The 18,266-nt window shown below is 41.9% G+C and carries 21 protein-coding genes and 2 pseudogenes; 11 read left to right on the top strand and 12 right to left on the bottom strand.

Annotation, left to right across the window (positions count from 1 at the left end; all coding sequences use genetic code 11):
• Positions 1-343, top strand: a pseudogene (locus tag V7K27_RS08845) (glutathione S-transferase); the annotation flags it as partial.
• 62 nt (positions 344-405) lie between these two features.
• On the opposite strand, the gene V7K27_RS08840 reads toward V7K27_RS08845, so the two are convergent.
• A complete protein-coding gene (locus V7K27_RS08840; RefSeq protein ID WP_334946278.1) occupies positions 406-612 on the bottom strand; it encodes a hypothetical protein in 207 nt (68 codons plus the stop codon).
• A 185-nt stretch (positions 613-797) separates the two neighbouring features.
• On the opposite strand from V7K27_RS08840, the gene V7K27_RS08835 reads away from it, so the two are divergent.
• On the top strand, positions 798-1,436 hold the full coding sequence (locus V7K27_RS08835) for a glutathione S-transferase family protein (protein WP_334946276.1): 639 nt from the start codon (positions 798-800) through the stop codon (positions 1,434-1,436).
• Here the strand turns inward: V7K27_RS08835 and V7K27_RS08830 are convergent.
• Positions 1,393-1,653 carry a hypothetical protein gene (locus V7K27_RS08830; RefSeq protein ID WP_334946274.1) on the bottom strand — a complete coding sequence of 87 codons (261 nt, stop codon included), beginning with the start codon at positions 1,651-1,653 and terminating at the stop codon, positions 1,393-1,395. The genes V7K27_RS08835 and V7K27_RS08830 overlap by 44 nt on opposite strands.
• 234 nt (positions 1,654-1,887) lie before the next feature.
• On the opposite strand from V7K27_RS08830, the gene V7K27_RS08825 reads away from it, so the two are divergent.
• Positions 1,888-2,013, top strand: coding sequence for a hypothetical protein (locus V7K27_RS08825; RefSeq protein ID WP_334946272.1), 126 nt, complete (start codon positions 1,888-1,890; stop codon positions 2,011-2,013).
• Positions 2,010-2,282, top strand: coding sequence for a hypothetical protein (locus tag V7K27_RS08820; protein ID WP_334946270.1), 273 nt, complete (start codon positions 2,010-2,012; stop codon positions 2,280-2,282). The genes V7K27_RS08825 and V7K27_RS08820 overlap by 4 nt, the downstream gene beginning before the upstream one ends.
• Before the next feature lie 336 nt (positions 2,283-2,618).
• On the opposite strand, the gene V7K27_RS08815 is transcribed toward V7K27_RS08820, so the two are convergent.
• Positions 2,619-3,557: an ABC transporter permease gene (locus V7K27_RS08815; protein WP_334946268.1), complete on the bottom strand. Its 939-nt coding sequence runs from the start codon at positions 3,555-3,557 to the stop codon at positions 2,619-2,621.
• 64 nt (positions 3,558-3,621) lie between these two features.
• Positions 3,622-4,674, bottom strand: coding sequence for an ABC transporter permease (locus tag V7K27_RS08810; RefSeq protein WP_334946267.1), 1,053 nt, complete (start codon positions 4,672-4,674; stop codon positions 3,622-3,624).
• A 162-nt stretch (positions 4,675-4,836) separates the two neighbouring features.
• On the opposite strand from V7K27_RS08810, the gene V7K27_RS08805 reads away from it, so the two are divergent.
• Positions 4,837-6,129 (top strand): AAA family ATPase, encoded by a 1,293-nt coding sequence (locus V7K27_RS08805; protein ID WP_334946265.1) that lies wholly within the window; start codon positions 4,837-4,839, stop codon positions 6,127-6,129.
• Positions 6,107-6,781 (top strand): hypothetical protein, encoded by a 675-nt coding sequence (locus tag V7K27_RS08800; RefSeq protein WP_334946263.1) that lies wholly within the window; start codon positions 6,107-6,109, stop codon positions 6,779-6,781. Before V7K27_RS08805 ends, V7K27_RS08800 begins: the two co-directional genes overlap by 23 nt.
• Positions 6,782-6,814: 33 nt before the next feature.
• Here the strand turns inward: V7K27_RS08800 and V7K27_RS08795 are convergent, their stop codons facing one another.
• The 5 genes and pseudogenes from V7K27_RS08795 to V7K27_RS08775 form a co-directional block, all read right to left on the bottom strand.
• On the bottom strand, positions 6,815-8,311 hold the full coding sequence (locus tag V7K27_RS08795) for an ABC transporter ATP-binding protein (protein WP_334946261.1): 1,497 nt from the start codon (positions 8,309-8,311) through the stop codon (positions 6,815-6,817).
• A 6-nt stretch (positions 8,312-8,317) separates the two neighbouring features.
• A complete protein-coding gene (locus V7K27_RS08790) occupies positions 8,318-9,367 on the bottom strand; it encodes a BMP family protein (protein WP_334946259.1) in 1,050 nt (349 codons plus the stop codon).
• 216 nt (positions 9,368-9,583) lie between these two features.
• Positions 9,584-9,736 (bottom strand): annotated as a pseudogene (locus V7K27_RS08785) (transposase); the annotation flags it as partial.
• Positions 9,737-9,812: 76 nt separating this feature from the next.
• Entirely contained in the window at positions 9,813-10,010 is a 198-nt protein-coding gene (locus V7K27_RS08780) for a hypothetical protein (protein WP_442947600.1), read from the bottom strand.
• A 160-nt stretch (positions 10,011-10,170) separates the two neighbouring features.
• The gene (locus V7K27_RS08775; protein ID WP_334946257.1) at positions 10,171-11,202 is read right to left on the bottom strand and encodes a lipopolysaccharide biosynthesis protein; all 1,032 of its coding nucleotides are present in this window, start codon (positions 11,200-11,202) and stop codon (positions 10,171-10,173) included.
• An 80-nt stretch (positions 11,203-11,282) separates the two neighbouring features.
• Here V7K27_RS08775 and V7K27_RS08770 point away from each other — a divergent pair, with 80 nt between their 5' ends.
• Positions 11,283-12,383, top strand: a complete 1,101-nt coding sequence (locus V7K27_RS08770; RefSeq protein ID WP_334946255.1) for a glycosyltransferase family 1 protein — start codon at positions 11,283-11,285, stop codon at positions 12,381-12,383.
• A gap of 132 nt (positions 12,384-12,515) precedes the next feature.
• Here the strand turns inward: V7K27_RS08770 and V7K27_RS08765 are convergent, their stop codons facing one another.
• A complete protein-coding gene (locus V7K27_RS08765; protein WP_334946253.1) occupies positions 12,516-13,289 on the bottom strand; it encodes an anti-sigma factor domain-containing protein in 774 nt (257 codons plus the stop codon).
• Positions 13,290-13,295: 6 nt separating this feature from the next.
• Complete coding sequence (locus V7K27_RS08760; protein WP_334946251.1) at positions 13,296-13,865, bottom strand: sigma-70 family RNA polymerase sigma factor; 570 nt, start codon at positions 13,863-13,865, stop codon at positions 13,296-13,298.
• A 334-nt stretch (positions 13,866-14,199) separates the two neighbouring features.
• On the opposite strand from V7K27_RS08760, the gene V7K27_RS08755 reads away from it, so the two are divergent.
• The 4 genes from V7K27_RS08755 to V7K27_RS08740 all read left to right on the top strand — a co-directional run bounded on the left by V7K27_RS08755 (position 14,200) and on the right by V7K27_RS08740 (position 16,486).
• Positions 14,200-14,628, top strand: coding sequence for a hypothetical protein (locus tag V7K27_RS08755; RefSeq protein ID WP_334946249.1), 429 nt, complete (start codon positions 14,200-14,202; stop codon positions 14,626-14,628).
• 10 nt (positions 14,629-14,638) lie between these two features.
• On the top strand, positions 14,639-14,908 hold the full coding sequence (locus tag V7K27_RS08750; protein ID WP_334946247.1) for a peptidase: 270 nt from the start codon (positions 14,639-14,641) through the stop codon (positions 14,906-14,908).
• A gap of 198 nt (positions 14,909-15,106) precedes the next feature.
• Positions 15,107-15,502, top strand: a complete 396-nt coding sequence (locus V7K27_RS08745) for a cupredoxin domain-containing protein (RefSeq protein ID WP_334787710.1) — start codon at positions 15,107-15,109, stop codon at positions 15,500-15,502.
• Positions 15,503-15,574: 72 nt separating this feature from the next.
• Positions 15,575-16,486, top strand: a complete 912-nt coding sequence (locus V7K27_RS08740; protein WP_334946245.1) for a metallophosphoesterase family protein — start codon at positions 15,575-15,577, stop codon at positions 16,484-16,486.
• A gap of 314 nt (positions 16,487-16,800) precedes the next feature.
• Here V7K27_RS08740 and V7K27_RS08735 read toward each other — a convergent pair whose 3' ends face one another.
• Complete coding sequence (locus V7K27_RS08735; RefSeq protein ID WP_334946243.1) at positions 16,801-18,165, bottom strand: cytochrome P450; 1,365 nt, start codon at positions 18,163-18,165, stop codon at positions 16,801-16,803.
• Between the last annotated feature and the right edge of the window lie 101 nt (positions 18,166-18,266).

Here is an 18,266-nt window from a genome sequence, read left to right as displayed (position 1 = left end):
ACCGGAAAACTCCCGCATGGAAGCTCTTCAACGAACTATCGAACACCGGATCAATATTATCCGAGTCAACCCCTTAGATGATAAATTGTTTGATCGAGCGCTACGTTGTGCTTTAACACAGATGATGACAGGTGAAGACTGTGTACCTCCATCGGGATCTGATGTCGCTCTCCGATATTTGCGCGATCGCATTAATGTACCGCGAGACATGTCCATCTACGCAGCCAAGCGATTGAGGGAATCCCTGGAGAAAACCGCAGCCCTTGCGGGTGATGGGCAGCCAGACCCCATTCCCACTAAGCATCGACGAGATCAAGACCCGTCTAACTTTGTCATCAAGTAGGATTACCGCACCGATCCTGGCAGATCGCGCGACTCTAACAGTGAACATTATTTATTGACAGACTAGTAGCTTGCCCCCTCCGGTTGCCATAACTCCTCTGGTTTAATGTTGGGGTTTTCACGGAAGTCTAAGCAGCTGTCACCGTCTACCCCATCTGGATGGACAAGACAGACTATGTGGCGATTGTGGGCATAAAGGAGACAACGATGCCGTTTGCGGAGCGTCTCCAAGAGTTGGCGGGATACGCCTACGCAGTCGGGAATTTTCATAGTACCAGTGTACTGCTTTGAAACAAGCGATGCCGTACCCTTCGGGATCTTGCTACGCGGAGCGTCTCCAAGAGTTGGCGGTAAACTACGCTCTAGGGGTGCAATTTTTCCTCATTTCACTAAGTTTTTTGAGTCAGAATAACTTTATGCACTCTTAAAAGTAGACATTGGCTGATGGAGGAGCAATGAAGCTATATTACATTCCCACAACAAGAGCAGTACGCCCCCGGTGGCTATTAGAAGAAATGGGAATTGCTTATGACTTAGTTCGAGTCAATATGACCATGACAAAACAATCAGAATATAAAGAACTGCACCCACACGGTAAAGTACCAGTCTTGGTAGACGGGGAAGTAACGATTTTTGAGTCTGCGGCTATTTGTACTTATCTTGCAGACAAATATATAGAGATGGGGTTTGCTCCACCGCTAGATAGTTCTGAACGTGCCGATTACCAGCAATGGCTTTTTTATGCCGTAGTTACCCTAGAGCCACCTGTTGAGCATTATATGTTTAATTTGCTGCCAAATCTGCCAGAAAAACTACTGCCGGGTTTTGTCAAGTCGGAAACTTCCCTGCAAGAATCTCGACAATGGTTTGACCGAGTTGCTCAACCTCTCAGAGAAGTATTGGTTGGCAAGAATTATTTAGTAGCAAATAGACTAACAACTGCTGATATTGTCACTGGAGGAGTTTTGCTGTGGGCTAAGAAGCTAGGAATGCTCTTAGATAATGACCCCCTGACTGAATATATCAATGGTTTGATGCAGCGACCTGCTTTTATGCGTGCCGATGAAGATTTTTATGCCAAGATAGCTCCCTAGTTTTTATCTGTTTTAGGCGATCGCTCCTTTTGGCTTGTCCTCGCTTGTATTTTATGGGGGGCGATCGCTTCTTGCGTGCAACGTTTAAGATTTTCATGACTGTGAGAAACGCAACTATTAACAGGGTTCCCATTTGCTCAGGTACGATCCCTAGCTTGGGCAAGAAAGCGCGATGGGCTACGGCGGGGCGTAGGCGATCGCAATTTTTAGGTGACATTGGGAATATCAAAGAGCAAGTTCCTCAACCAAACCGATGAGTTTAGCGATTTTTGGCGAAGTTTAAAAATACAAAATTTAATACCTATTGCAGATTGATTTCACGTTCAAACTCCGACCTAAGAGCTGACTGAGGAGTAACTTAACCGGCGTTTGTGTCTATTCCTCTTGCATTATTGCTGCCAATAACGGAATCAAGCCAAAAAGTGACCAATAATTCAGATTTCCATTGGTCATGAACCCACAATTATTAGTAGGGGTTGCGACTGTATTCCCTGGTGATTCCAGCTTTGAATCGGAAGAATTGGCTGGTATCGGCTTTGTTGTGGCCAATGTTAGAAAGTTTGATGGTTGTAAATGAACATAGGAATAATTGAGTCTTACAATAGCGGATTTTTAGAAGTTGTACCAGAGGGTGAAGACAGCGATTATTGGCAGATTGCAGCTATACACTTCAATGGCCAAGCCTACTGCCCTACTCCTGTGCTTTATAGATCAGAAAAAGTGGCACTAGCGCAAGCTGCACAAATTTATGATTGGCTAGCTGACCACGAAGGAGAAATCAGTAATGGGGCTTACAACTGCTTCCAATTGAAACTCATTTTATGGCAGCAACCTAAAGTTAGTTGAGAAAGAGGCAGGGGAGCAGGGAGCAGGGAGCAAGGGGGATAGAACAGAAAAGGGATTCGACCCAATCAATTCGAGAACCACGCTTTTTGAAGTGGGGGAATCAGACCCATGTTCCGCTCCGCAAACTAGGCAGTAGTCAGGGGTCATTTCCCCCCGCCCCCTGCCTCTTAGTTGACCTTGTATCAATAGCTGCTGAGAGCAAGCCTGTAGTCCCTACCTTAAGAGTGGGGATTTTCTTTGTAAGTGCGACGGTTTTTCCTCGAAAAGAATTTTATGGGGGTAAGCTAAAACACATCTAATTTGTCTTATGTGCATACCCACACGGCACTGTCACCCCTAATTGTCTTGCTGATTTTCTGGCGAGTAAGGAACACCTAACCCCTGTGGTGGTATAGATTTACCAGCTAATCCTAGTAATGCAAATAAAGCGATCGCATATGGTAACATGACTAAAAATTGATAAGGAATATTTGCACCTAGTGCTTGAATTCGTAACTGTAAAGCTTCCGTAGCACCAAATAAAAAACAAGCCAAAGTACTACCTAAAGGATGCCACCTACCAAAAATTAAGGCTGCGATCGCAATAAATCCTTTACCTGCACTCATCCCTTCGGTAAAAAATTTTATTTGCACCAAAGTCAGATCAGCCCCTCCTAAACTGGCAAGACAACCACTAACTACTACAGCCAAATATCGCACCCTTGATACTGAAAGCCCAGCCGTAGCAGCAGCTTGGGGATATTCCCCCACTGCCCGCAAAGTCAGCCCAAAGCTAGTATGAAAGAAAATATAGATACTGACAGCAATTAGAGTTATCAGTAAATATACAAGAGCATCTTGCTGGAATAACAGAGATCCAAGTATAGGTATGTTTGCAAGACCAGGAATGACCATAGGCTCAATTCCTGGTAATCTTTGAGTACTACTGCCATTAAATACTAACCGCGCTAAAAACGATGTCAGCCCCGCAGCTACCAGATTAATCGCTAACCCTGATACCAACTGATTAACATATAAAGTGACACATAGAAAAGCGTGAAGTAAACCGACTAATCCCCCAGCAATCAACGCACAGAGAACACCAAGCCAAGGGTTGCCAGTATAAAAGGTAGCGGCTGCACTGGAAAAAGCACCAGTTATTAACATCCCTTCGAGGGCAATATTTAGCACCCCCGACCGTTCCGAGTACATTCCACCAAGGGCAGCAAATGCTAGGGGTACTGCTAAGTTTAAGCTAGCAATTAAGTAATCAGAGAGGAAGTTAAGGTTATTCATAGTTTTTTTTTAAACGCAGAGGGACGCTAAGGGAAGCGCAGAGTATCGCAGAGAAACTTTCGCGTTAAACCTCAGCGTTACTTTGCGTTTTTATTCGTGTTTCTACAGCGAGGCTGATGGCAATGAATAACACTGTTAATCCTTGAATTGCATAAATTATAGTCACTGGCACACCCGCACTACGTTGCATGACATTTGCACCACTACGCAAGGCGGCAAAGAATAAAGAAGTCAACACTACACCGCCAATACTACCGCGACTTAAAAAAGCGATCGCCACAGCATCAAATCCATAACCAGATGACACCTGTTCAAATAAGCGGTACTTCAACCCCATCACCTCAGATGCACCCGCTAACCCAGCTAAACCACCTGCTAACGCCATCACTAGCACGATCGTATTTTTGACCGAAATCCGCGCATAATGGGCTGCTGTGGGGTTAAAACCAACGGCGGCGATTTGGTATCCTAGAGGCGATCGCACTAATAATACCCATAATATGACCGCTGCCATTAACGCCAGTATTATCCCCGCATGGGCTAAACTTTGGGGTAAGATAATCGGTAACTGTGCAGATTTGGCAATCAACGGTGAATAAGGACTAGGCGCTGATGGTTCTTTTAAGGGGTTTTGCACCAAGTAGCTAACTAAATTCACCGCGATGTAATTCAGTAATAGAGTAGTGATGACTTCATTGATTCCTCGCACAGCTTTGAGATAACCAGGTATCCAACCCCAAACCGCACCAAAGAGAAATCCCGCCAAAAGTGCTAAGGGAATGTGTATGACAGAGGGTATTCCTTGCACGTATAATCCAATTAAAGCGCTACCCAATGCACCGAGATAAATTTGTCCTTCGCCACCGATATTAAATTGACCACCCCGCAATGCGACTAATACCCCTAAACTAGTGAATAATAGGGGTGTCATTTTGGTGAGAGTGTTACCAAGCCCAAAGTAAGTAGTTAGGGATTCTTGAAATAAAGCTGTGTAGGCAGTGATGGGATTTGCCCCAGCGAGTAATATGAGGATGGCACCAGCGAGGAAAGCAGAGGCGATCGCAATTAGCGGTGATAGGATTGCTAGTAGAAGTTGAAAGCGTTTATTTGTGATCATGATGCAATGACTACCACCCCGTAAGTCGGCTTTTGATAAGACAATACCGTTGAAGTTTTGTTCTCATGCTGCATATCGATTTAGAAGTTCTTTAATGTCCTTAGCCTTAAATTTTCAGTGTAGGAACTGTTAGGATTAATCTTAGTTGAGCAGAGGGCTTAAATGTCTAAAGTAGAAGGCTTTAGGGTAAGAAATTATAGAGTTCTTCATGATATCACCTTGGGCAAGCTATGGAACACGCAGAATGCCAAACCATTAACACCAATGACAGCCGTCATTGGTAAGAATGGTGTGGGAAAAAGTACGATTTTTGACACTTTTAGTTTTCTTGCAGACTGCCTGAAAAATGGAGTAGAAGAAGCGTGCGATTCTCGTAGTCGTGGGGGCTTTGAGAGAATTCGTTCCGAAGGACAAGAGGGAAGTATTGAGTTTGATATCTATTATAAAGAAGATCATAATGCCCGACCAATTACCTATGAGTTGGCAATAGATATTGATTTATCTGGAAGACCTTATGTAAAGAGTGAAAGACTCAGACAACGAAGAAAAGGACAAAGCAAAGGACAACCTTTTTCTTTTCTAATTCTCAATGAAGGTAGAGGAATCGTGTGGAAAGGTGAACAAGAAGGCAAACAAGTTGAGGAAGAAAAAGGTGATTTTGATTTGTCAAGATTCATAGAAAAAATACAGAGAGGTGAAGCAGAAGAAGAGAGTAAAGAAACCGAGGTAGTCGAACTTGACGATAAGCGAAAACTGGGAATTGCAACTTTAGGGTCACTCAAACAACACCCAAGAATTTCTGTATTTCGTAGATTTATTGAAGGATGGTATTTAAGCTATTTTACTCCAGATGCTGCACGAAATTTGCCTTTGGCTGGTCCACAAAAACATCTTAATATTCATGGGGATAATCTGGGCAATGTAGTTCAGTTTATGGAAAGAGAACATCCCAAAAAGTTTCAATCCATACTTGAAAAGATAGCCAGCAAGATTCCAGGTGTCAACAAAATTAGCACCGAAAAAAGTCCAGACGGAAGACTCCTACTGCGTTTCAACGACAACGGTTTTCAAGACCCATTTTATGCTCAACAAATGTCAGATGGGACACTTAAAGTATTCGCTTATCTCCTTCTGTTAGAAGATCCCTCACCACCACCATTTTTGTGCATCGAAGAACCAGAAAATGGACTTTACCATAAACTTTTAGAAACCCTAGCAGGAGAATTTCGAGAACACGCTACAGGTCAGAAAGGTGGATCGCAAGTATTTGTGACAACACATCAACCATATTTTGTAGATGCCCTTGAACCTGAAGAGGTTTGGATTCTGGAAAAGGGCGAAGATGGGTTTGCTAAAATTAGGCGAACTAGTGAAGATCCTCTGATCAATAACCTTGTTTCTGAAGGCTTACCCCTTGGTGGACTTTGGTACAGTGACTATTTGGATGCAAGGTGAGTATATGCACTTTGAGATACTCGTTGAGGATATTTCTGGCAAAATGGCTCTTGAGATTCTTGTCCCAAAAATTATTAACACTGAACAGTATACATTTAATATCCATTCTTACAAAGGAATAGGGCATATTCCGAGAAATCTAGCATCTACTTCTGATCCCAAAAAACGAATTCTGCTTGACCAGTTGCCGCGACTTATTCAAGGCTATGGTAAAACATTATTTTATTTCCCTGCTGTCCTCATTGTCATTTGCGATCTTGATGACCGATGCCTGAGTGCTTTTCGCAAAGAACTACTTGAACTCGTAAATTCTTGTAATCCTAAACCAAAGACACAATTTTGTATCGCTATTGAGGAAGGAGAAGCATGGTATTTAGGTGATTTAACAGCAGTGAAGGCAGCTTATCCGAATGCCAAACAAGCAGTCCTAAATTCATATACCAATGATAATATTTGTGGCACATGGGAGAAGTTAGCCGATGCAGTATATTCCGGTGGTGTCCAAAAATTATCTAAACTTGGTTGGCAGGGAATTGGTAAAGAGAAGGCAACTTGGGCGGAAAGGATCTCTCCCCTTATGGACATTGACAATAATCAATCACCAAGTTTCTGCTATTTTCGAGATCAGCTTCGACGTTTAAGTGGGTATTAGGGCAAACAACAGATAATGTAAAGACTTGGCATTTTACCCTCTGCGTGTCCCCCCAGCCATCAATAAACCAATTTCCTCTATCGTCGCTGTCTGTGCATCCAAAATAGCGACAAACTCTCCTAATAAGATTACGGCAATGCGATCGCTCATGGCCATTACTTCTTCTAACTCTGTAGAAATATACAAGATTGCGGCACCGCGATCGCGTTGTGCTAACAACTGAGAATGAACTGCGGCTGTCGCCCCGACATCTAATCCCCGTGTGGGTTGCATCGCTATAATTAAATTTGGTTCTCCCGCCAATTCTCTCGCCAATACTACCTTTTGTTGATTTCCCCCCGATAGTTGGCTTACCTTGATATCTTCCGCAGTCGCCCGAATATCAAATTCTTCCATGACAACTTTAGCATAATTTTTGATTACTAGTGGTTGTAATAAAAAATTGCGGCAGAATGGTAAGTTTTTAAAAGTATTCAAAATCAAGTTTTGGGCAATGCTAAACTGCAACACCAAACCCATTTTTTGCCGATCTTCAGGAATGTAACCTATTCTCTGGCGAGTACAGGAGCTACTAAACTCAATCTTACCCTTGTTGATAGTTCTTAAACCTGCGATGCCTGCGGCGGGCAAAGCCAACGCATCAGCTAATTCTCGCTGTCCATTGCCATCTACACCAGCAATTCCTAAAATTTCCCCAGCCCGTAATTCAAATGAAACATTACGGACAGCAGGAATATTTCTATCATCAACAACTTGCAAATTTTGTACCGACGCTATCACTTTTCCCGGTACAGATGCAGATTTATTCACTTGTAAAGCTACTTCGCGTCCCACCATCAATTCTGCTAATTGCTGAGGAGTCACTTCTTTAGCTGTCGTTGTCGCTACCACTTTACCTCGTCGTAATACTGTGACTGTATCGCAGAGATTAATTACCTCTTCTAACTTGTGGCTAATAAAAATAATCGTCTTGCCAGCCGCCGCCAGTTGTCGCAAGATATTAATTAATGATTCAACTTCTGTTGGTGTCAAAACTGCTGTTGGTTCATCGAGAATTAATAGTTGGGCTTGGCGATATAACACTTTGAGAATTTCTACTCGCTGTTGTGTCCCTACTGGTAAATTTTCTATTTTATCTGTGGGGTCAATTTCTAGCCCATAAGCTTGGGATAAAGCCGCAATTTCTCGTTGTTTTTCCCGCACATTTAAACACCAACTATTTTCTCTACCCAGGATAATATTTTCGGTAACAGTTAACTTAGGCACAAGCATAAAATGTTGATATACCATGCCTATACCGAGTTTGATTGCGCCCTTTGGAGAGGTAATTTTTACTGGTTTATCTTCTAGATAAATTTTTCCAGTATCAGGTTGATATAGACCACTAATAATGTTCATTAAAGTCGTCTTACCTGCACCATTCTCACCTAAAATTCCATGAATTTTGCCAGCATCAACACTGAAGCTAATATTCTGATTAGCAACAAATGAGTTAAAGCGTTTACTAATATTTTCTAAACGTAAATACATTGAGATTCATGCTTTTTTGACACAACGGGTATCTTTACCAGCTTCCTGACAATTTTCAAAGATAATTTTTTTATCGACAATTGCCTGTTGTACTTTCAAAGCATTTTGTTTAACTGTTTCCGGTACTACTGCCCCAAATTTACCTAAATATAATATATCTTTTCTTTCTAAACCTATAGTATATATCTGCCCTTTGAGTTGTTTTTGTTTTGCGAGTTCTGCTAAATAAGCTATTGCTATATCTAATCGTTTAACTGCACTTGTTAACACTGCTTTTGGAGCAACATCTAATTGGTCTTTTGTATTACCAAAAGCATAAACTCCTTTATCACTCGCTGCTTGTAAAACTGCGGCTGAAGAACTATCTAACCATTGATAAATTACATCAGCACCCGAAGAAATTAAGGCAAGTGTAGCTGATTTTGCCTTAGCAACATCATTCCAATCACCTAGAAATGTAGAAGTAATTTGAATATTGGGTTTAACTGATTTTGCTCCTAATTTAAATCCCCGTAGTTCTTCTTGGGTAGCGGGGAATTCTTGTCCAGCAATATAAGCTAATTTATTAGATTTAGTGATAGCTGCGCCAATAATGCCACATAAATAACTACCTTGCAAATGATCTATTCGCAAAGAGGCAATATTTCTTCCCTTGTTATTACCATTTACACCCACAAAAAATGTATTGGGAAATTGTGTAGCAACTTGCTCTATGGCTGCATCAAATTGTCCACCGTGGGCGAATACAACATTATAACCCTTGCGGGCAAAGTCTGTTAATGCTTCTGTTTGATCTGCTTGGGCGACTTGTTCGAGATATGCAACTTCTGCACCCAGCTTTTGTTTTGCAAGGGTTAAGCCTTCGTAACCAGACTGATTCCAAGCTTTATCAGTGATCATTCCAGGGAGTGCGATCGCAATTTTAAAACCTTCCCCACTACTACTAACTGTTGGTGTCGTGCTTTGATTGCTCCTGCAAGCTTTCAGTAATAGGCTAGTAGCGAAAGTAGCTGAACCATACAAAACAAATTTACGTCGAGGAAAATATAGTGTCATATGCTACCTGATCATATATCATCATTTTAGTGAAGAAGGCAACTTGGCTGGAGGCAGAAGTCGGCTTTGTTGCATTGACATCTATACGGGAATTATATGTATACATTCTAGCCGCAAAGTCCCTCTCTTGTTGACTTAACCCAGAGTACCACCCCAGGACATAACTTAGTTTGACTTAAGTCAAACCGATAGTGGCAGCGTTGCCTTAGTAAATTAGACGTTACGATAGTCAACCTGATCACCGTATTTACGACGAGAGCGTTTACTGGAGTCAGGATTTTCATAAGGGACGTATAATGCTGAATCATGGCGCAACTTGGAAATTATCTGCAAGTTAACTTGCCGAGCCATCTGCAAAGTATTATTGTTAAGCTAAAACACATCTAAGAAAGCATATTAAAATTTTCTCAATATCTTGTGGGGTGGGCCGAAAAGCCCGCCCTGATTATGCAACTTGAATACCGATTACCTTATCAAAGTGTCCATCTAGTACTAAGTAAGTAAGGGGAATAAAATCACCTAATTCTATGCTGACAGTTTTTATCGATTGTAATAAATTAATCAGAATTTTTAGTACTAAATATTCGGCGTGTCCAAGTTCTCGCTTGAGGTGTGTTTCGTAGAATTCTGGTAACATTATCATTAAATAGAGCTTGTTGCAAATAAAGACTCTTTTTGTTTTACCATAAATTGCCACATTGTTTTACCTGTAAACTTTTCAGGGCATTTTGTCTCCCCGCAAGCTAGTTTTTATATAGCAGTGTCGTCTACTATATTGGGGAACTGACAGTGAAATAGTTAATTTATCGCTGAATTAGTGAAAACAACGTTTGTAATCGATAATTCCATTGGTAACGCTCTGATTTAGTAAGCACAAGCAACCATGCTATGACAAGGTAAATTAGTGCGGCTAACCCAATTTCGACCCCTAATCCAAGCCACCCCCAAGGGGTATGGCTTCTAGCAATCCACCAGACGACAAAACCATAAGGGATACCCACTAATAAAGGTTGACTAACTGCTAAAAAAAGTTGTTTCAAAGATGTGCCAAACACCTGCTGCATTAATAAAGGTAAGCACCACGAGCTAATGGTTGTAAAAGTAACAAAAGTACCTAGAAGCGGCCCGATAATTCCAAAAAAATGAGTGCTGACAACACTGATTACCACATTTATTACTGCTGTAAGTGCAGAAAGTAGTGTTATCTTGCTTACATTTCCTGTGCCACTAAAACACCATCCCCAAAGCGAAAAAAGCCCTAGTAAAAAACCATTACAAGCAGCTAGTAAGGTAACTCCATCGCCAGCAAAGCGCTCTTGTCCCACCCATAATTTTACAAAATAAGGATTATAAGCAGCGATCGCCACCATCAAGGCTAGTCCCATTACTGCTACTAATCTTGTCAGTTCAATCACACGAGCATTGAACTTGTCTATTTCTCCTTTAGCATGGAGATCAGCAAGAGCTGCCCAAGTAGCATTACCAATGCCTTGTATTTGTGTTTGTGCCAGCATTCCTAGACGTTGGGTAATAAAAAACGGCACGACTGTTGCAGGGCTTAGGCTGTAAGAAATGATAATATTATCTGTAAACAAGCTCAGATGACCTGAAAGATTTAGAGCTAATGTAGGCCAGTTTAGTCGCCACAGTTGTTTATCTATCGAAAGTTGGGATTTGCGATCGCCCAAAACTGTAAAAACATCTGGATAACGACGCAGCCCATCCCAGCACATTAATAATTGAAAAGAAATATTGCCCAACAATATAGCCAAATATTGTCCAGGAATGCCAAATCCAGTTCTTGCCAAGAATAGTGAGACACCAGTGATCAGCACGCTTTGAAAGGTTAAGAAACTGTTAGAGAAATAACTACGTTGACTGGCATCTGCTAAAAGGCGAAAGGGGGTTAATAATAATGAGTGATTTAGATCGGATTACTGCTATCGTTCCCCGTCTACCCCCTGCTGTGGATGGAGTTGGAGATTATGCCCTAAATTTAGCAGTGCAACTGCGTCAAGACTTTGGCTTGGTGAATGATTTTGTAATTGGAGATCCGAATTGGTCTGGTGATCCTTTTGTCAGGGGATTTACGGTTAACCAGGTGGCGGAACAATCTAGTGCAGCTTTGTTGGAGTTACTACTGAATGAACAGCATTCAAGAACCACAGTTTTGTTGCATTATGTGGGCTATGGCTATGCAAAGCGAGGTTGTCCACTTTGGTTGATAGAAGGTTTGGAGCATTGGCGAAAAACTGGGACTTCCCGACATTTGGTAACGATGTTTCACGAAATTTATGCTTTTGGTTCTATTTGGACAAGTCAGTTTTGGACATCACCACTGCAAAGAAATTTAGCTGCACGTCTGGTTCGCTTGAGCGATCGCTGTCTTACTAGCAAGCAAGAGTATGCTGAAATTATCACGAAATTGGGTCAAGGAAAACATCCTAAAGTTGCGACTTTGCCTGTCTTTTCCAATGTTGGTGAGCCTGAGAATTTAACTTTTTTATCAGAACGCCCTCGACGCTTGGTAATTTTTGGTGGTCGGGGTCCGCGTTCTCGTGTTTATCAGGACTCACAATTAGCGTTGCAGCGCACTTGTGTTGAGTTAGAAATTGAGGAAATTCTAGATATTGGTACTCCTCTCAATTTTGAGATTGAGCCAGTAAATAATATCTCTGTTGTCTGTTTGGGAGTTAAGTCTGCTGAAGAAATCAGCAACTTATTATCAAACTCAGTGGCAGGTTTTTTTAATTACCCTACTGAATTTTTGGCAAAATCAACAATTTTTGCAGCTTACTGCGCTCATAGATTGCTGCCTATAGGCACATGGTACAAAGGACAAGATCTAGATGGTCTGGAAGCAGGGAAACACTACTGGCTAGGAGACAAGTACCAGTACAGGATGAACTTATCGATAGGGCAGACAGTTGCAGATAACGCTTATGCTTGGTATCAAAAGCATAGGTTATCAGTTCAAGCTGATGCTTTTGTAACTTATTTAACTACTGGGACTTAGAGTAATCCAAGAAATATCTGCGATCGATACCTGTATATCTGGCTGATTTTGGTTGATTTATGGAGTTATCGAACAGAATTCAGGAGTCAGAATTCAGTTGGGTATGATTGATCGCACCGTAGAGAGCGGATATTAAAGTTTACTACCATCACCAAAGGTAAAAGCACTCTTCATGACTACCGGTCCTAGTGGATACCGATGGTCAGTGGATGTCTCCAGCGTCACAAACATTTCTGATATCCCCGCATCATAAAAATCAGCAGGCATCGCAAATTTTTCGACAATCTTACCCTGTGTACTGGCAGGAAGCTGTCCGCACGGGATTTTTTCGCCCTCAACAACTGCCCAAAGTCGGTAAACAGTTCCAACAGGCTGAGGGGGAACATTTTGAATCGCAATCACACCTGTTTGCTGTTGCAGATTCAGCACAAAACTGCCGCTTGCTGCTTTTGCTACATTCACACCCCTTAAGGGAAACAGGCGGGTTGCTTTTTGTTGCAGCAGTGTCTTGAGATTATCAGCTATCTGCAATTCTATACGCAAGTGGTAGTTCTCTATTCCCAAATACAAAATTAATAGTGCCGCAACACTGCCGATGATTTTGCGCCAGGAGAGACTATAGGGAAAAGCGCTGACCGGACGACGCTGGGACGCGAAGAGATTTTCAGTCTCTACGTCCTTTAAATTGCTGAGGATAGCTGCACGCAAATGCGGTGGTGGCTCAACAGCATTTAAACCATAAACCACTTCATCTAATACTTGCTGTAACTGCTCTACTTCCACTGCCAAGGATGAATTTTCTGCGAGCATCTGCTGAAACTCAAGAGCTTCATCAGGAGACAGTTCACCCACGACATAGCCTGCTGCTAACTGTTGTACATATTGAGAATTTTCTGGTGCAGTCATAGGTAACTAATCAATAGCATCAAGTAATATTTGTTTTAGCTTCAGCAGTCCTTGGCGCGTCCAAGTTTTCACTGTTCCTAATGGTACATCTAGTTGTTGAGCAATCTCCGACTGGCTAAGTCCAGCATCATAAGCCATCTCTATAATCTGACGTTGGTTGTCTGGCAGTTGGGTAAGGGCAGAGCGAACGGCTGCTTGGCGTTCTGTTAACTCAGCTTGCTCAACCGGAGTTGGAGAGAGGGTTTCGGCGGTGACTGTTTGCCCAAAGCGGTGCAAGAGATTGAGGGTGCGACTCCGAGAGCGGATTTTATCTATTGCCCTTGAGCGCGTCATCGTGATCAGATAACGCAGGAAATGACTGTGGTTGGGATTGACAGTCGGATTGCGCCACAAAGCCAGAAAAATCTCCTGTGTTAAATCCTCTGCTTCCTGCGGGTTTTGCAATACTTTCAGTGCAATTCCGTAGACAACCTGACCGTAACGGTCATAGAGAATACTTAACGCCCCGGGATGTTTTGCTTTCAGGGCGTGGAGCAACTCTGTATCTGTCTGGTGCGGGGGAGAATGTGACTCCATGCTGGGGTGTGAATATACCTGCGTGGATATCAGATTACACCATTTGGTTAGCGATCGCAAAGGTTTTACTTCTATTTATATAACGATTGACGGAGGCAATTGGATTTTAGATTTTAGATTTTGGATTTTAGATTGAGGTGAAATCCAAATTCTCATCTCGTTCGTTATAGGAATAGAAGCGAACACTAACCCACACAATTATTGATTTCGGTAATGCTTGATTGTAGAGACACGATGCCGTTAATGGCGTGTGAGTCTCTCTCAAATATAACCCGCGTCCGCTATTTAATTGTGTCTCTACTAAAATAGCCTTTTTCACTTACACATTACCCAGATGAAAACAAGTTGGGTAGGTTTTCCCCTACCTGCTTTCATTGCTTTATCCCAACAACTCTATTCACGAGGTAAAACTATGCAACGTTACATTCTCCCAATTTTATCAGCTTTGTTAATATCTCCTGTACTAGCAACCACTGCTCAAGCACAAACCTCAATTACATATAATTCAGTCGTGGCAAACAGTGCCAAAGCCAGTCAAATTAATCCTTTCAATCTGGCTTTTATGGCTGAACGCGGCTACTTAAAAAATGTAGGTATCAAGAGTGGAAATGCTCTGTTGAACGCGCATCAGTCGGGAATGCTAACAGCTAAAGATATTCTTCAAAGTGCGGTGAAGGCAAAGCTACTACCAGAGCAAACTCTATCTGACCAAGGATATTTAAACGCACTAGAAGCACAACTACAAGCCTTAGAAGAAGATTAGGAATTTGATAATGAGATTAGTTTTCCGCAAATATCACCGACTAATTGCACTTACAATCTGCTTACCACTAATTATCACCGCAGTTACAGGTATTGCCATGACAGTTGCGGATGAGTGGCTGCATCAAGCCCAATTAGTCGGATTTCTCCTCAAAATTCATACGTTCCAATTTTTGGGACTGTCAGCAATTTTACCCGTATTCAACGGATTGGGATTGCTGAGTTTAATTGCCACCGGACTAAATATGACAGGTTTATTTTCTCAACGGCGCAAGTCATAACAAGTAAAAACAGGACTTACGCAAAAGATAACGACAGTAGCGGTAATTCATGAATTACCGCTACGCAAGAATAAGGTTTTCGGTCACATCTTGCCTAAGTCCTGAAAAAGTAAAAATGCAACAAATCGCCGATTTTTATCTGTTGTATTTTTGCATCCTCTGGTGCAATTCCTTAATAAACTTCGGTTCTATCGATATATGAAATATATCTCTTACTTGCTTCAAGGACTTGCTTCTGCAATTCTGGTAATTGTGTTTTCTTTATCATCCTGCACCCCCAACCGACAATCTGTAACACCTACACCCCAACCGCAGGAAATTACCGCCAATACCGCAAATCCTACCGTCAAAATTGTCAATTTCAAATACTTACCGTCAAATTTCAAGATCGGTGCTGGTGAAACCGTGCAGTTCGTCAACCAAGATGAGGAACCACATACTATTACCGCCAAAGATGGCTCTTTTGATTCTAAGGGACTGGATGGGGATCAAGTTTGGAAACACACTTTCACGCAGCCAGGAACTTTCCCTTACTTGTGTTCTATTCATCCCTACATGCAAGGAACAATTACTGTTAACACAAGTAAAAAGTAAAAAGGCTCTGATAAAATACCTCTTGCTTTTGACTTAAAGCAAAGTAACTTTCACTTTAAATAGGAAAACAAAATGAGACGTAGAAAGTTTATTGAACACGTTGGCTGGACTGGTCTTGGTATTCTGTGGGTAGTGGGGGAAAATGGTTTACTTGTATCCTGTTCGGTCAAAGATTCGCAAGGTAAGAAATTAGCAAATTCTGCACCTTTATCATTTGTGCAAATCAGCGACACACATCTAGGTTTCAATAAGGAAGCGAACCCCCACGTTACTGCAACTCTGCAACAAACCATCAACGCCATAAATTCACTATCCACACCACCAGCATTCATTGTTCATACTGGAGACATCACTCACCTTTCCAAACCGGAGGAATTTGACACGGCAAAACAATTTCTTTCCCAATTGAAAGCACCACTGTTTACCCTCCCTGGCGAACATGACACCATCGGAGACAGGGGGAAAGCTTATGGAGAAGCATTCAGCCAAAAGGATAAAAGAGAAGGTTTGCAAATATGGGACTATAATGGCGTGCATTTGATTTCCCTGACCAATGTGCTGGAATTTGGCGAAACTGGTCAAGGGAAACTCGGCCAAGCGCAACTAGATTTACTAGAAAAAGACCTGGCAGCGCAGAAACAAGACACGCCAATAGTTATTTTTAGTCACATTCCTTTGTATAATCTTTATCCTCAATGGGGTTGGGCAACCGCAGACTCAGGCAAAGTACTCTCGTTATTATCCCGCTTTTCTTCTGTTACCGTCCTCAGTGGTCACATTCATCAAGTAATTCAACATAGCGAAGGTAACATTCGATTTAGTACAGCTGCATCTGTTTCCTATCCGTTACCTGCGCCAGGAAAAGCTGAAAAACCAGCTCCAGTCAAGTTACCAGAAAAGGATTTACTGGCTGTGTTGGGTTTCCGCACATTGGAATTTATACCTGGTAATGATGTCAAAATTGACCAGCATTCTCTGGCTTAGAGTCTTGATAGAAGTACCCAAATGTGTGGATGTAGTGATAAACCTTGGGGAGTAATAATTATCCTTTGGTCGTAAATAGACGATACTGTAGGGGAAAAGCCATGCTAAACCCCTACGAAAGATGTGGTTTTTTACCTGATACATATTTGGTATTTATGGTCAATGCGTAATAGCCCTTTCAAGATGGGTAAAATTTTTCGATAATAATTCCTCTTTTCTCTGTGTTATCTGCGCCTCTGTGGTTCAATAAATAACTTTTAAACCGCAGAGGCACGGAGAACGCAGAGAGGAAAGCAGAGATTTTAGAATCGCTCTTACGCCCTTACAATCTGTGTAATTCGTTTTTTAATCATCATCATCCGAACTCCACCATCAGGAGCAAGGGTAAACCCACGTCTTTGCAGTTTAAGAGGTTTATTTTCCACCAATGCAAGTTGATAATTAGATAAAACGGTTGCCAGGACTAACTTCATTTCTAACAAAGCCAGGGCATATCCTAAACATCGCCGACTTCCACCACCAAATGGAATGAACTCCCAAGGGGAATACTGGCGTTCTAAAAAACGTTCGGGATTAAATTGTTGAGGATTAGGATACAAGTCTTCCCGGTAATGCAGGAGGTAGATACTTGCTATTAAGGTTGTGTCAGGAGCAAACTGGTATCCTGCAATATTTATCGATGATTTGGTAATGCGTGGGAAAAGTATTGGAAGGACTGGATACATTCGCAGGGTTTCAAGGCATACTGCGGTTAAGTAAGGAAGTTGGGCGATTTCCATCGGGTTAGGATTTTCCCCCAAGCTGTCGAGTTCTTGCTGCAATTTCAAGAGGACATCTGAATTTTGATGAATTTGATAGAAAGCCCACGCTAGCGTTGTTGCAGTAGTTTCATGTCCAGCAAATAAAATTGTGAGCAATTCATCTTTTAATTCATCATCGGTCATTCCTTGCCCATTTTCATCCCGTGCTGCCATCATCAAGCTCAGAACATCACCCTGACTCTGATTGTTCTTTGTTCTTTTCTCTTCAATTTCTGCTTGAAGTAGCTGATGAATATAGCTTTGTCTATTTTTCATCTGCCCCCAAGGAGTCCATTTTCCCCAATCTTGTTGTAAGAACGGCAAAAATAGCATACTGGAGCGCAAAGGAGAATCAGTCATATCCAACCAACTAGTAAGTAGAGGTAAAATTAGCTGATAGCGTTCCCCTTCACTTAAACCAAAGACAATTTGTAAAATTACTTCTAGACTCACTTTCTGCATGGCAGACCGAACCACAAAAGGTTGATCGGTTTGCCATTGACTGGCGATTTGCTCGGTAATTAAGCAGATTTGTTGACCATAAGCCTGTAGCCTTTCTCCATGAAAGGGGGGCATTAATAATTTTCGTTCTCGTCGATGGCGGGCACCATCTATTAACATGAGAGAATTTCGCCCAATCAGAGGCTCTGCAAGTTTGTTACCACGACCAACATCAAATTTAGAATCTTGACTGAAAATTTCTTGAATGGCTTGGGGATGGCTAAGAATTACATAAGAACCGAGTCCACTCAGTCGCATGGAAAAAATGTCTCCATACTTTTGACTATACTTTTGCTGAAATCCAATCGGATCGCCAATCCATCTTATCAGTTGCCACCACGAAGGACTGGTAATGCAATTTGGTAATTGACTAAGCATAATATTTACTTGTGTATTCCACTTCATAATCTCAAACAAATACACCCATTATGCAATACCATGAAGACTGATGTGAAACCTCGCTTTTGTCAAATGGGTAA

This window comes from Nostoc sp. (assembly GCF_036919575.1).
In the GTDB taxonomy this organism is placed as follows: domain Bacteria; phylum Cyanobacteriota; class Cyanobacteriia; order Cyanobacteriales; family Nostocaceae; genus Nostoc.
Note: the sequence above shows the minus strand (reverse complement) of the source record. Positions and strands in the feature narration are given on the sequence as shown.

Coding starts and splice junctions, on each gene's coding strand:
- V7K27_RS08815 (WP_334946268.1), bottom strand. CDS start 3,557: ATGAATAACCTTAACTTCCTCTCTGATTACTTAATTGCTAGCTTAAAC.
- V7K27_RS08820 (WP_334946270.1), top strand. CDS start 2,010: ATGAACATAGGAATAATTGAGTCTTACAATAGCGGATTTTTAGAAGTT.
- V7K27_RS08770 (WP_334946255.1), top strand. CDS start 11,283: ATGAGTGATTTAGATCGGATTACTGCTATCGTTCCCCGTCTACCCCCT.
- V7K27_RS08795 (WP_334946261.1), bottom strand. CDS start 8,311: ATGTATTTACGTTTAGAAAATATTAGTAAACGCTTTAACTCATTTGTT.
- V7K27_RS08760 (WP_334946251.1), bottom strand. CDS start 13,865: ATGGAGTCACATTCTCCCCCGCACCAGACAGATACAGAGTTGCTCCAC.
- V7K27_RS08830 (WP_334946274.1), bottom strand. CDS start 1,653: ATGTCACCTAAAAATTGCGATCGCCTACGCCCCGCCGTAGCCCATCGC.
- V7K27_RS08805 (WP_334946265.1), top strand. CDS start 4,837: ATGTCTAAAGTAGAAGGCTTTAGGGTAAGAAATTATAGAGTTCTTCAT.
- V7K27_RS08840 (WP_334946278.1), bottom strand. CDS start 612: ATGAAAATTCCCGACTGCGTAGGCGTATCCCGCCAACTCTTGGAGACG.
- V7K27_RS08755 (WP_334946249.1), top strand. CDS start 14,200: ATGAAAACAAGTTGGGTAGGTTTTCCCCTACCTGCTTTCATTGCTTTA.
- V7K27_RS08740 (WP_334946245.1), top strand. CDS start 15,575: ATGAGACGTAGAAAGTTTATTGAACACGTTGGCTGGACTGGTCTTGGT.
- V7K27_RS08790 (WP_334946259.1), bottom strand. CDS start 9,367: ATGACACTATATTTTCCTCGACGTAAATTTGTTTTGTATGGTTCAGCT.
- V7K27_RS08810 (WP_334946267.1), bottom strand. CDS start 4,674: ATGATCACAAATAAACGCTTTCAACTTCTACTAGCAATCCTATCACCG.
- V7K27_RS08780 (WP_442947600.1), bottom strand. CDS start 10,010: ATGATAATGTTACCAGAATTCTACGAAACACACCTCAAGCGAGAACTT.
- V7K27_RS08745 (WP_334787710.1), top strand. CDS start 15,107: ATGAAATATATCTCTTACTTGCTTCAAGGACTTGCTTCTGCAATTCTG.
- V7K27_RS08765 (WP_334946253.1), bottom strand. CDS start 13,289: ATGACTGCACCAGAAAATTCTCAATATGTACAACAGTTAGCAGCAGGC.
- V7K27_RS08835 (WP_334946276.1), top strand. CDS start 798: ATGAAGCTATATTACATTCCCACAACAAGAGCAGTACGCCCCCGGTGG.
- V7K27_RS08825 (WP_334946272.1), top strand. CDS start 1,888: ATGAACCCACAATTATTAGTAGGGGTTGCGACTGTATTCCCTGGTGAT.
- V7K27_RS08750 (WP_334946247.1), top strand. CDS start 14,639: ATGAGATTAGTTTTCCGCAAATATCACCGACTAATTGCACTTACAATC.
- V7K27_RS08735 (WP_334946243.1), bottom strand. CDS start 18,165: ATGCTTAGTCAATTACCAAATTGCATTACCAGTCCTTCGTGGTGGCAA.